Source organism: Streptomyces sp. JLYT201 (assembly GCF_059448825.1).
Genome location: NZ_CM182551.1, coordinates 7,880,379 through 7,892,326 on the forward strand (window position 1 = coordinate 7,880,379; position 11,948 = coordinate 7,892,326).

9 protein-coding genes and 1 pseudogene are annotated in these 11,948 nt (G+C 73.3%); 8 read left to right on the forward strand and 2 right to left on the reverse strand.

From position 1 onward, the window contains the following. Positions 1-143 precede the first annotated feature (143 nt). Entirely contained in the window at positions 144-1,721 is a 1,578-nt protein-coding gene (locus AC5WAM_RS33550) for an alpha/beta hydrolase (protein WP_495519828.1), read from the forward strand. Here AC5WAM_RS33550 and AC5WAM_RS33555 read toward each other — a convergent pair. Further along, positions 1,696-2,661: an oxidoreductase gene (locus tag AC5WAM_RS33555; RefSeq protein ID WP_366789736.1), complete on the reverse strand. Its 966-nt coding sequence runs from the start codon at positions 2,659-2,661 to the stop codon at positions 1,696-1,698. The genes AC5WAM_RS33550 and AC5WAM_RS33555 overlap by 26 nt on opposite strands. Before the next feature lie 159 nt (positions 2,662-2,820). On the opposite strand from AC5WAM_RS33555, the gene AC5WAM_RS33560 reads away from it, so the two are divergent. The 7 genes from AC5WAM_RS33560 to AC5WAM_RS33590 all read left to right on the forward strand — a co-directional run bounded on the left by AC5WAM_RS33560 (position 2,821) and on the right by AC5WAM_RS33590 (position 10,699). Continuing rightward, a complete protein-coding gene (locus tag AC5WAM_RS33560; protein ID WP_495523696.1) occupies positions 2,821-3,219 on the forward strand; it encodes a MerR family transcriptional regulator in 399 nt (132 codons plus the stop codon). Positions 3,220-3,354: 135 nt separating this feature from the next. After that, entirely contained in the window at positions 3,355-5,574 is a 2,220-nt protein-coding gene (locus tag AC5WAM_RS33565; RefSeq protein ID WP_366789737.1) for an NADP-dependent isocitrate dehydrogenase, read from the forward strand. Between the two features lie 182 nt (positions 5,575-5,756). Further along, positions 5,757-6,785: an N-acetyl-gamma-glutamyl-phosphate reductase gene (gene argC / locus AC5WAM_RS33570; protein ID WP_495519829.1), complete on the forward strand. Its 1,029-nt coding sequence runs from the start codon at positions 5,757-5,759 to the stop codon at positions 6,783-6,785. After that, entirely contained in the window at positions 6,782-7,933 is a 1,152-nt protein-coding gene (argJ, locus tag AC5WAM_RS33575; protein WP_366789739.1) for a bifunctional glutamate N-acetyltransferase/amino-acid acetyltransferase ArgJ, read from the forward strand. The genes argC and argJ overlap by 4 nt, the downstream gene beginning before the upstream one ends. 66 nt (positions 7,934-7,999) lie before the next feature. Beyond that, complete coding sequence (gene argB / locus AC5WAM_RS33580; RefSeq protein WP_366789740.1) at positions 8,000-8,917, forward strand: acetylglutamate kinase; 918 nt, start codon at positions 8,000-8,002, stop codon at positions 8,915-8,917. Beyond that, positions 8,914-10,146, forward strand: coding sequence for an acetylornithine transaminase (locus AC5WAM_RS33585; RefSeq protein WP_495519830.1), 1,233 nt, complete (start codon positions 8,914-8,916; stop codon positions 10,144-10,146). The genes argB and AC5WAM_RS33585 overlap by 4 nt, the downstream gene beginning before the upstream one ends. 7 nt (positions 10,147-10,153) lie before the next feature. Beyond that, entirely contained in the window at positions 10,154-10,699 is a 546-nt protein-coding gene (locus AC5WAM_RS33590) for an arginine repressor (protein ID WP_030680925.1), read from the forward strand. 48 nt (positions 10,700-10,747) lie between these two features. On the opposite strand, the pseudogene AC5WAM_RS33595 reads toward AC5WAM_RS33590, so the two are convergent. Beyond that, positions 10,748-11,787: pseudogene (locus tag AC5WAM_RS33595) on the reverse strand (bile acid:sodium symporter family protein). Positions 11,788-11,948: the final 161 nt, after the last annotated feature.

Genomic DNA, 11,948 nt, shown 5'->3' on the forward strand with positions numbered 1-11,948 from the left:
CTGGGGCCCGCCCCCCTGTCGCCGTTCGGGGTGGCCGCAGGGCCGGGGCTGGGGCTGGCCGGATGGCCGTCCGGTGCACGCGTTCGTAGCGTGATCGGCGTTCGCGGACCGTCCTGCCCCTCCTCGCCACACCCCGGAGCGTCATGCGTGCCGTCACCTTCACCACGGCGGGCCTCGGGCTCGCCGTCCTGCTCGCGGGCGGTGTGCCCGCCGCCGGATCGCCGCACCCCACCGGCGCAGCCGCCCTCGCCGCGTACGAGAACCAGCACCTGACCTGGGGCGTCTGCTCGCCCGCGCAGAAGGAGCTGCGGGCGGCGGGCGCCCGGTGCACCCACGTCACCGTGCCGCTCGACTACGCCGACCCCGGCGGCCGCTCCCTGCGCATCGCGGTCTCCCGCATCGGGGCCGAGGTCCCGGCGGACCGGCGGCGCGGCGTCCTGCTGTCCAACCCGGGCGGGCCCGGCGGCACCGGCCTCGCCTACACCCTCGCCCTGCGCCCGGCCCTGAAGCGGGTGGCGGGCGCCTACGACCTCATCGGCTTCGACCCGCGCTTCCTCGGCGAGAGCAGCCCGCTGACCTGCGACCCGGCCCGCAAACCCGCCGAGCCGGGGCCGACCACCACGCCGCGCAGGGACTTCGAGGAGTCCCTGGCCGCCGCTCGCGAGGACGCCCGCCGCTGCCACGCGCGCGGCGACAACGCCCGGCTCCTCCCGCACGCCTCCTCGCGCAACGTCGCCCGTGACATGGACGTGATCCGCGCGGCCCTCGGCGAGCGCCGCCTCTCGTACTACGGCGTGTCGTACGGAGCCGACCTGGGCGCCACCTACGCGCAGCTGTTCCCGCGCCGCGTGGACCGCTTCGTCGTCGACTCCGTCACCGACCCGGCCGCCACGCAGTACGAGCAGTTCCAGCGCTCCGGCAGGCCCGCCGAGGCGGCCCTGGACGAGTGGGCGGCGTGGACGGCCCGCCGCGACGGGACCTACCACCTGGGCCGCACGGCCGCCGCGGTCCGCCACCAGGTGGAGGCGCTGCTCGCCCGCGCCGAGCGGCGGCCGCCGCGGGTCGACGGGCTGCGCCTGAACGCGCCGCTGCTGCGGATGATCCTCAAACAGCCCCTCGTCCAGGGCGAGAACGACCCGACGGCGGCGGCCGTCGTCCGGGACCTGGTCGCCGCCTCGCACGGCCGGCCCGTCGAGCCGGGGCCCGAACTCGCCCGCATGATCGCGCTGTTGAAGTCGCCCGAGCTCGCGGACGGCATGCTCGGCGGCGTGCTCTTCATGTGCGGCGACGGCGGCTGGCCCGCCGGCGGCTGGCCCGGCTCACCGGCGACGTACTGGCGGAACAGCCAGCGCAGCCGCGCCACCGAGCCCGTCTTCGGGCCGTTCGTGAACGGCATGACCGCGCCCTGCGCGTACTTCCCGAAGCCGCCGCGCGAGCCCGCCGTCACCATCGGCAACGACGTGCCCGTCCTGCTGCTCCAGGCCCGGCGCGACCACACCCCGTACCGCGACGCGCTCGCCATGCACCGGGCGCTGCGCGGCTCCCGCATGGTCACGGCGGACATCCGCGGGCACGGCGTCTACGGCCGCGCGGTCGACGGACTCGACCCGGTGCCGTGCGCCGACCGGGCCGTGAACGCCTACCTGGGCGGGGGCGGCCTGCCGCGCGCGGACGTCACCTGCCCGACGGCGCGCGCTACGCGAAGCGGTCCACGCCGGTGAGCTCGGCGGACAGCTCCCACAGCCGGGCCGCCGCCTCCGGGTCCCTGACCCACGGCTTGACCCCGCCGATCAGCATGTCGTCGGTGGTGGCGGGCTCGGCGACGTCGCAGTCCTGGCAGTAGGCGCCGCCGTGGTCCGCGAGCAGCGGCGAGGTGGCGGCCCACACGGCCGTCGCCGCGCCCTGCGCCGGGGACTTGAAGCCCGCCGCCGGAGTGCCGTCAGGGCCGAACCAGCCCCGGGCGAGCTGCTCCTCGCGCGGCACGTGCCGTTGCAGCGGCGTGAGGACGCTGCCCGGGTGCACGGCGAAGGCGCGCGGCCCCCGGGGCCCGGCGAGCCGGTCCAGGTGCAGGGCGAACAGCGCGTTGGCGGTCTTCGACTGCGCGTACGCGAGCCAGCGGTCGTAGCCCTCGTGGAAGTGCGGGTCGTGCCAGCGGACACCGGACAGGAAGTGCCCCGACGAGGCCACCGCCACGACCCGCGCCCGCCCCGGGGTCAGCGCCGGGGCGAGCCGGTTGACCAGGGCGTAGTGGCCCAGGTGGTTGACCGCGAAGTGCGCCTCCCAGCCGGGGCCCACCCGGGTCTCGGGGCAGGCCATGATGCCCGCGCCCGCGATCAGCAGGTCGACGGCGCGCCCCGCGTCCAGGACCCGGTCGGCGAAGGCGCGCACGCTGTCCAGGTCGGCGAGGTCCAGGGCGGCCACCTCCGTGCCGGGCACGCCGTCGAGGGCCGCCGCGGCCGCCCGGGGCCTGCGCGCGGGGACGAGCACCCGGGCACCGGCGCGGGCCAGCGCCCGGGTCGCCTCCAGGCCGAGGCCGGAGTGGCCGCCGGTGACGATCGCGGTCCTGCCCTCCAGGGAGATGCCCTTCAGCACGTCGTCGGCGGTGCTCCACGCGCCGTGCCCGGAACCGATCCTGCGCTGCTCTGCTGTCGTGGTCGTCATGGCGGGAACGCTAGGACCTAGACTGCGATCTAGATCAAGGACCGTGGCCCGGGTCGACAACCGTGATCCGGATCGAGGGCCGCGGCCCGGATCGAGGACTGTGGCCCGGACCGGGCCGAGCACGCGTGGAGGTCGAAGGTGGCGCAGCGCGCCGAGGGGATGTCCATCGGGCAGGTCGCCGAGGAGACCGGGCTCAGCGTGCACGCGCTGCGGTTCTTCGAGCGCGAGGAGCTGTTCCTGCGGCCGGTCCCGCGCACCGGTGGCGGGCGGCGCGTGTACGAGCCCACCGACGTGGAGTGGCTCCAGCTGTGCAACCGGCTGCGCGAGTCCGGGATGCCGATCGCGACCCTCAGGCGCTTCGCCCGCCTCGTCCGCTCGGGGCCGGGCAACGAGCCGGAGCGGCTCGCCCTGCTCCAGGAGCACGAGCGCGCCGTCCGTACGCGCAGGGCGGAACTCGACGCCGCCCTGGAGATCATCCACGGCAAGGTCACGGCGTACGAGAAGCACGTGCGCGAGGGCACGGCAGCGGGGGTCTGGGCCCCGGCCCCGCCCCGCTGACCCGGCGGTCCCCGCCGCCGGCCAGGGCCCGCGCGTGTCCGGTATCCGCCGCTCGGCCAGGGCCCTGTCGGGACCGGCGAGTCCACGAGATATCTTGATGTCGAGCAATGTTGCAGACGTGGAGCGGAGCACCCGGTGACTGACTCGACCATCATCTACACACACACTGACGAGGCCCCCGCCCTCGCGACGCATTCGTTCCTGCCCGTGATCCAGGCGTACGCCTCGACGGCCGGTGTCCGCGTCGAGACCCGTGACATCTCCCTGGCGGGCCGGATCATCGCGAGCTTCCCGGAGCGCCTGGAGCCGAGCCAGCGCATCGAGGACGCGCTCGCCGAGCTCGGCGAGCTGGCCAAGACGCCGCAGGCCAACATCATCAAGCTGCCGAACATCTCGGCGTCGATCCCGCAGCTCAAGGCGGCCGTGGCCGAGCTGCAGGAGCAGGGCTACGCGCTGCCGGACTACCCGGACGACCCCAAGACCGACGAGGAGCGCGACATCCGCGCCCGCTACGACAAGGTCAAGGGCTCCGCGGTCAACCCGGTCCTGCGCGAGGGCAACTCCGACCGCCGCGCCCCCGCGTCGGTCAAGAACTACGCCAAGGCGCACCCGCACCGCATGGGCGCCTGGACGGCCGACTCCAAGACCAACGTCGCCACCATGGGTGAGAACGACTTCCGGTCGACGGAGAAGTCCGTGGTGATCGAGAAGGCCGGCGCGCTCAAGATCGAGCTGGTCGCCGCCGACGGTTCCACCACCGTCCTGCGCGAGTCCGTCCCGGTCCTCGAGGGCGAGGTCGTCGACGCCTCCGTGATGCGCGTGGCCGCGCTGCGCGAGTTCCTGACCGCCCAGGTCGCCCGCGCCAAGGCCGACGGCGTGCTGTTCTCCGTGCACCTCAAGGCGACGATGATGAAGGTCTCCGACCCGATCGTCTTCGGCCACGTCGTGCGCGCCTTCTTCCCGAAGACCTTCGCGGCCTTCGGCGCCGACCTCGCGGCCGCGGGCCTGAGCCCGAACGACGGCCTCGGCGGCATCTACAAGGGCCTGGAGGCGCTGGCGAACGGCGCCGAGATCAAGGCGTCCTTCGAGGCCGAGCTGGCCGAGGGCCCGGACCTGGCGATGGTCGACTCCGACCGCGGCATCACCAACCTGCACGTGCCGTCCGACGTCATCGTCGACGCCTCGATGCCGGCCATGATCCGCACCTCGGGCCACATGTGGGACAAGAACGGCGCCGAGGCCGACACCCTCGCCGTCATCCCGGACTCCTCCTACGCGGGCGTCTACCAGGTCGCCATCGACGACTGCCGCGCCCACGGCGCCTACGACCCGGCCACCATGGGCTCGGTCCCGAACGTCGGCCTGATGGCGCAGAAGGCCGAGGAGTACGGCTCCCACGACAAGACCTTCGAGATCGCCACCGCCGGCACGGTCCGCCTGGTCGACGCCGAGGGCACCGTCCTCATCGAGCAGCCGGTCTCCGAGGGCGACATCTTCCGCGCCTGCCAGACCAAGGACGCGCCGATCAAGGACTGGGTGAAGCTGGCCGTCAGCCGCGCCCGCGCCACCGGCGACCCGGCCGTGTTCTGGCTGGACGAGACCCGCGCGCACGACGCCAACCTGATCGCCAAGGTCCGGGCGTACCTGCCGGAGTTCGACACCGAGGGCCTGGACATCAAGATCCTGTCCCCGGTCGAGGCCACCAAGCTGTCGGTGGAGCGCATCCGCCAGGGCCTCAACACGATCTCCGTCACGGGCAACGTGCTGCGTGACTACCTGACCGACCTGTTCCCGATCCTGGAGCTCGGCACCAGCGCCAAGATGCTCTCGGTGGTCCCGCTGATGAACGGCGGCGGCCTGTTCGAGACCGGCGCCGGCGGCTCCGCCCCGAAGCACGTCCAGCAGCTGGTCAAGGAGAACTACCTGCGCTGGGACAGCCTCGGCGAGTTCCTCGCGCTCGCGGTCTCCTTCGAGCACCTGGCGCAGACCACGGGCAACGCCCGCGCCCAGGTCCTCGCCGACACCCTGGACCGCGCCACGGCCTCCTTCCTGGAGGAGGACAAGTCGCCGAGCCGCAGGCTGGGTGGTATCGACAACCGCGGCAGCCACTTCTACCTGTCCCTGTACTGGGCCCAGGAGCTGGCCAAGCAGACCGACGACGCCCAGCTCGCCGAGGCCTTCGGCCCGCTCGCCAAGACGCTGACCGAGCAGGAGCAGCGCATCGTGGACGAGCTGCTCGCCGTCCAGGGCTCCCCGGCCGACATCGGCGGCTACTACCAGCCGGACGCCGCCAAGGCCGCGGCCGTCATGCGCCCGTCGGCCACGTTCAACGAGGCCATCGCGTCGCTCGCGTAACGGCGCCCGCCTGCCAGGTGTCATGAGGCAAGCACCGCTCGCCCCGGTCGGCAACCGCCGACCGGGGCGGTCGTGTCTTGGCCACCGGACACCGGTGCCGCCCGGGAGGCCGGGCGGCACAAGATCTCCATTGCATAGATCTGCAATACCTTGTATATTCATGCCATTCACGAGGAGGAGTCATGACGGTACGCGCTGCGGTGGCGGGGGCGAGCGGATACGCGGGCGGGGAACTGCTGCGCACGCTGCTCACGCACCCCGAGGTCGAGATCGGCACCCTCACCGCCAACTCGAACGCGGGCCAGCCGCTCGGTGCCCTCCAGCCGCACCTGACGCCGCTCGCCGAGCGCGTCCTGGAGCCGACCACCGCCGCATCCCTCGCCGGGCACGACGTCGTCTTCCTCGCGCTGCCGCACGGCCAGTCCGCCGCGGTCGCCGAGCAGCTCGGCCCGGACGTGCTCGTGGTGGACATGGGGGCGGACTTCCGCCTCAAGGACGCCGCGGACTGGGAGAAGTTCTACGGCAGCGAGCACGCGGGCACCTGGCCGTACGGCCTGCCGGAGCTGCCGGGCGCCCGCGCCGCCCTCGCGGGCAGCAAGCGCATCGCCGTGCCCGGCTGCTACCCGACGGCGGTCTCGCTCGCGCTGTTCCCGGCGTACGCGGCGGGGCTCGTGGAGGACGAGGCGGTGATCGTCGCGGCCTCCGGCACCTCGGGCGCGGGCAAGGCGCCCAAGCCCCACCTCCTCGGCTCCGAGGTCATGGGCTCCATGTCGCCGTACGGCGTGGGCGGCGTGCACCGGCACACCCCCGAGATGATCCAGAACCTCAGCGCGGCCGCGGGCACCCGCGTGTCGGTCTCCTTCACGCCCACCCTCGCCCCCATGCCGCGCGGCATCCTCGCCACGTGCAGCGCCAAGGCCAGGCCGGGCGTCACCGCGGAGAGCGTGCGCGCCGCGTACGAGAAGGCGTTCGCCGACGAGCCCTTCGTGCGCCTGCTCCCGGAGGGCCAGTGGCCCGCCACGGCCTCCGTCCACGGCTCCAACGCCGTGCACGTCCAGGTCGCCCACGACCCGGGCTCCGGCCGCGTGATCGTGATCAGCGCCATCGACAACCTCAGCAAGGGCACCGCGGGCGGCGCGGTGCAGAGCATGAACATCGCCCTGGGGCTCCCGGAGGAGCTGGGGCTCTCTACGATCGGAGTCGCACCGTGAGTGTCACGGCAGCCAAGGGATTCCAGGCTGCGGGTATCGCCGCCGGAATCAAGGAGAACGGCAACCCGGACCTGGCCCTCGTGGTCAACAACGGGCCCCGCCTCGCCGCCGCGGGCGTCTTCACCTCCAACCGCGTGAAGGCCGCCCCCGTGCTCTGGTCCGAGCAGGTCCTCAAGGGCGGGCAGGTGTCCGCGGTCGTCCTCAACTCCGGCGGCGCCAACGCCTGCACCGGACCGAAGGGCTTCCAGGACACCCACGCCACCGCGGAGAAGGCGGCCGAGGTGCTCGGGGTGAACGCGGCCGAGGTCGCCGTCGCCTCCACCGGCCTCATCGGCGTCACGCTGCCCATGGACAAGCTCCTGCCGGGCGTCGAGACGGCCGCGGCCGCGCTCTCCCCGCACGGCGGCGAGAAGGCCGCCATCGCCATCAAGACGACCGACAGCGTGCACAAGACGGCCGTCTTCGAGGGCGACGGCTGGACCGTCGGCGGCATGGCCAAGGGCGCGGGCATGCTCGCCCCCGGCCTCGCCACCATGCTGGTCGTCCTCACCACGGACGCCGACCTGCCCGCCGCCGACCTGGACAAGGCGCTGCGCGAGGCGACCCGGCTCACCTTCGACCGGGTCGACTCCGACGGCTGCATGTCCACCAACGACACCGTGCTGCTCCTGGCCTCCGGTGCCGCTCAGGTCGCGCCGGGGCAGGCGGAGTTCGCCGAGGCCGTCCGCACGGTCTGCGACGACCTGGCCCGGCAGCTCATCGGCGACGCCGAGGGCGCGAGCAAGGACATCCGCATCGAGGTCGTGGGCGCCGCGAGCGAGGACGACGCCGTCGAGGTGGGCCGCTCCATCGCCCGCAACAACCTCCTCAAGTGCGCCCTCCACGGCGAGGACCCCAACTGGGGCCGCGTCCTGTCGGCCATCGGCACCACCGGCGCGGTCTTCGAGCCCGACCGGCTGAACGTCGCGATCAACGACGTCTGGGTCTGCCGGAACGGCTCGGTGGGCGAGGACCGCGACCTCGTCGACATGCGCTACCGCGAGGTGCGGATCACCGCCGACCTGGCCGCGGGCACCGAGTCCGCCGTCATCTGGGCCAACGACCTCACCGCCGACTACGTCCACGAGAACAGCGCCTACTCGTCCTGAGCCCGGCGGGACCGCACGGTCCCGCCCCGGGCGGCCCGTCCTGAACCCGAGGACCCTGAACACCCCATGAGCACCCGCAAGCACACCGCTCTGCCCAAGGCGCAGATCCTCATCGAGGCGCTGCCCTGGCTGACCCGGCACCGCGGCAAGACCGTCGTCATCAAGTTCGGCGGCAACGCCATGGTGGACGCCGAACTCAAGGCGGCCTTCGCCCAGGACGTCGTCTTCCTGCACCACGCGGGCCTGCGCCCCGTCGTGGTGCACGGCGGCGGCCCGCAGATCAGCGCCCAGCTCGACAAGCAGGGCCTGGTCAGCGAGTTCAAGGCGGGTCTGCGCGTCACGACGCCGGAGGCCATGGACGTCGTCCGCATGGTCCTCGCCGGGCAGGTGCAGCGGGAGCTGGTGGGGCTGCTCAACGAGCACGGCCCGCTGGCCGTGGGGCTGACCGGCGAGGACGCGCACACCATCACCGCGACCCGGCACCGCCCGCTGATCGACGGCGAGCCCGTCGACATCGGGCGGGTCGGCGAGGTCACCGGCATCGACACCGGCGCCATCGAGGCGCTGCTCGCCGACGGCCGCATCCCGGTCGTCTCCTCGATCGCCCGCTCCCAGGACGAAGGTGACACCGGGCATGTCTACAACGTCAATGCTGATACGGCGGCTGCGGCACTCGCTGCGGCGCTTGGTGCCGAGACGCTGATGGTCCTCACCGACGTGGAGGGCCTCTACGAGGACTGGCCGCGCAGCGACGAGGTGATCAGCCGCCTCACCGCCGCCGAGCTGGAGAAGCTCCTTCCCGAGCTGTCCAGCGGCATGGTGCCCAAGATGAAGGGCTGTCTGCACGCGGTGCGCAACGGCGTGCAGACGGCCCGCGTCATCGACGGCCGCGTACAGCACTCGATCCTGCTTGAGATTTTCACGGATGAAGGAATCGGCACGATGGTCGTGCCCGACGAGCTGACCGAGGGAGCCACGGCATGACCGCCGCCACCCCGTCCACCGACGCCAACCAGTTGCTGACCGAGCGCTGGCGGGGCGCGCTCATGGACAACTACGGCACGCCGCGCCTGCCCCTGGTGCGCGGCGCGGGCAGCAGGCTCTGGGACGCGGACGGCAAGGAGTACGTCGACTTCGTCGGCGGCATCGCGGTGAACGCGCTCGGTCACGGGCACCCGGCCGTGGTGGACGCCGTCTCCCGGCAGATCGCCGCGCTCGGCCACGTCTCGAACCTCTTCGTCGCCGAGCCGCCCGTCGCGCTCGCCGAGCGGCTGCTCCAGCTCTTCGGCCGCGACGGCCGCGTGTACTTCTGCAACTCCGGCGCGGAGGCCAACGAGGGCGCCTTCAAGATCGGCCGGCTGACGGGCCGACCGCACATGGTCGCCACCGACGGCGGCTTCCACGGCCGCACGATGGGCGCGCTCGCCCTCACCGGCCAGCCCGGAAAGCAGCAGCCGTTCCTGCCGCTGCCCGGGGACGTGACGCACGTACCGTACGGAGACGCCGACGCCCTGCGCGCGGCGGTCACCGAGGACACGGCCTTCGTGATCATCGAGCCGATCCAGGGCGAGAACGGCGTCGTCGTGCCGCCCGCCGGATATCTGCGGGCCGCCCGCGAGATCACCCGCGCCACCGGCACCCTCCTCGTCCTCGACGAGGTGCAGACCGGCGTCGGCCGTACGGGCCACTGGTTCGCGCACTTCGCGGACGAGGACGTGCTCCCCGACGTCGTCACCCTCGCCAAGGGGCTCGGCGGCGGTCTGCCGCTCGGCGCCACCGTCGCCTTCGGCGAGGCCGCGGCCCTGCTGCGGCCGGGCCAGCACGGCACGACCTTCGGCGGCAACCCCGTCGCCTGCGCCGCCGGACTCGCCGTGCTCGACACCATCGCGGCCGAGGGGCTGCTCGACCGCACCAAGCGCGCGGGCGAACGGCTCCGGGACGGAATCGAGTCAGCGGGGCACGGCATGGTCGACCATGTCAGGGGCGCGGGCCTCCTGCTGGGTATGGTGCTCACCGAGCCGCTGGCCGCGCAGGTGCAGCGGGCGGCTCAGGACGCCGGCTTCCTGGTCAACGCGCCCGCCCCCGATGTCGTACGGCTCATGCCGGCCCTGAACGTGGGCGACACCGAGGTGGACGCCTTCCTCCGGGCCCTGCCCGGCGTCCTCGACCAGGCCGCGGCCGCGGCGAACGGGGACGGACGATCCGGAGAATGAGACGACGATGAGCCATGCGCAGCGCAACGAGCGAGGGGAGTCCGCCGGGCCCGCGGTGCCGCAGACCCGTACCGCACGCCACCGCAGGATCGTCGACATCCTCAACCGGCAGCCGGTGCGCTCGCAGAGCCAGCTGGCGAAGCTCCTGGCCGACGACGGCCTGAGCGTCACCCAGGCGACCCTCTCGCGCGACCTCGACGAGCTGAACGCCGTCAAGATCCGCAACGCCGAGGGCGACCTGATCTACGCCGTGCCGAGCGAGGGCGGCTTCCGCACCCCGCGCGCCCCGCTCGGCGAGTCGGCGAAGGAGGAGCGGATGCGGCGCCTGTCCGGCGAGCTCCTCATCTCCGCCGAGGCCTCCGCCAACCTCGTGGTGCTGCGCACTCCGCCCGGAGCGGCCCAGTTCCTGGCCTCCGCGATCGACCAGGCCGAGCTGCACGACATCCTCGGCACGATCGCGGGCGACGACACGGTGATGCTGATCAGCAGGGATGCGACCGGGGGCCAGGCCCTGGCCGACCATCTGCTGCGGCTCGCGTCCAACGAGCACTGAGGCCGGCCCCTGGCCTTGGCTTGGCCTGATCGGCCCGCGGCCTCGTCCTCACTCGCCGGACGGGCCCGAGGGGCCGCGGCTCGCCTTGTCCCGGTGGGCCATCCACGCCGCCACCAGCGAGCCCGACACGTTGTGCCAGACCGAGAAGACCGCCGCGGGCAGGGCCGCCAGCGGGCTGAAGTGGGCGGTGGCCAGGGACGCGGCCAGGCCCGAGTTCTGCATGCCCACCTCGAAGGCCATCGCGCGGGACGCGGGCGTCCCGAGCCGGGCCAGCCGGCCCGCGCCGTAGCCGAGGGCGAGGCCCAGCCCGTTGTGCAGCACCACCGCGAGCAGCACGAGCGCGGCGGCCGACTTGATGGCCGCCGCGCTGCCCGCGACGACCACCGCCACGATGACGGCGATGGTGGCGGCGGACAGCCACGGCAGCGCGCCGAGCGCCCGGTCCGCGTACCGGCCGAGGAACAGCCGCGCCAGCAGGCCCGCGACGACGGGCAGCAGCACCGTCTTGAGGATGTCCGTCACCATCGAGCCGGTGTCCACCGGCAGGTACTCGCCCGCGAGCAGCAGGGTCAGCGGCGGTGTGACGAGCGGGGCGACCATCGTGGAGACGGTGGCGACCGACACCGAGAGGGCGACGTCGCCGCGCGCCAGATAGGTCACGACGTTCGACGCCGTGCCGCTGGGCGCGCACCCGACCAGGACCACCCCGGCCGCCAACTGCGGTGACAGGTCCAGGGCGTGGGCGACCAGCCAGCCGAGGCCCGGCATGATTGCGGATGGGGTCTCCCCTGCTCATTAAGAGCTTGGGGAAGGGCGACGAGGCCGAGCGCCACGGCCCAGGGCCTGCGTGCGACCCCCTGGAAGTCCGCCGGGGTCATCGTCAGGCCCATGCAGAACGTCACCACGCCGAGCAGATACGGCACGCCCGGCTTCCAGCCCGCGAAGGCGTCCGGCGCCGCGAGCCCGACGGCGCCCGCGGCGAGCACCAGGACGGGAAAGACGGTGACGGCCCGGCGCGCGGCCCGTTCGGTACCGCTCGGGGCCCCGACGGGCCCCGCGGAGCCGGGGGTTGTCTGTTCGTTCCGCACCGGGTGATGCAACGTCCAGCGGCCGTGGGGGCGCAACCCCGTCTCGATATGTGGTCGCTACACGCGTCCCGTTCGGCCCCGACGGGGTGTCCTGCGCCGCCCGGCGGAGTTGTGAGGGGTGGGCGGCGGCCGTTCGTGCCCTGGATTGACGAAACATACGG

What these genes read in the sequence shown, in the direction of transcription:
- AC5WAM_RS33550 (WP_495519828.1), top strand. Translation starts at nt 144, where the DNA reads ATGCGTGCCGTCACCTTCACCACGGCGGGCCTCGGGCTCGCCGTCCTG.
- AC5WAM_RS33555 (WP_366789736.1), bottom strand. Translation starts at nt 2,661, where the DNA reads ATGACGACCACGACAGCAGAGCAGCGCAGGATCGGTTCCGGGCACGGC.
- AC5WAM_RS33560 (WP_495523696.1), top strand. Translation starts at nt 2,821, where the DNA reads ATGTCCATCGGGCAGGTCGCCGAGGAGACCGGGCTCAGCGTGCACGCG.
- argC (WP_495519829.1), top strand. Translation starts at nt 5,757, where the DNA reads ATGACGGTACGCGCTGCGGTGGCGGGGGCGAGCGGATACGCGGGCGGG.
- argB (WP_366789740.1), top strand. Translation starts at nt 8,000, where the DNA reads ATGAGCACCCGCAAGCACACCGCTCTGCCCAAGGCGCAGATCCTCATC.
- AC5WAM_RS33585 (WP_495519830.1), top strand. Translation starts at nt 8,914, where the DNA reads ATGACCGCCGCCACCCCGTCCACCGACGCCAACCAGTTGCTGACCGAG.
- AC5WAM_RS33590 (WP_030680925.1), top strand. Translation starts at nt 10,154, where the DNA reads ATGAGCCATGCGCAGCGCAACGAGCGAGGGGAGTCCGCCGGGCCCGCG.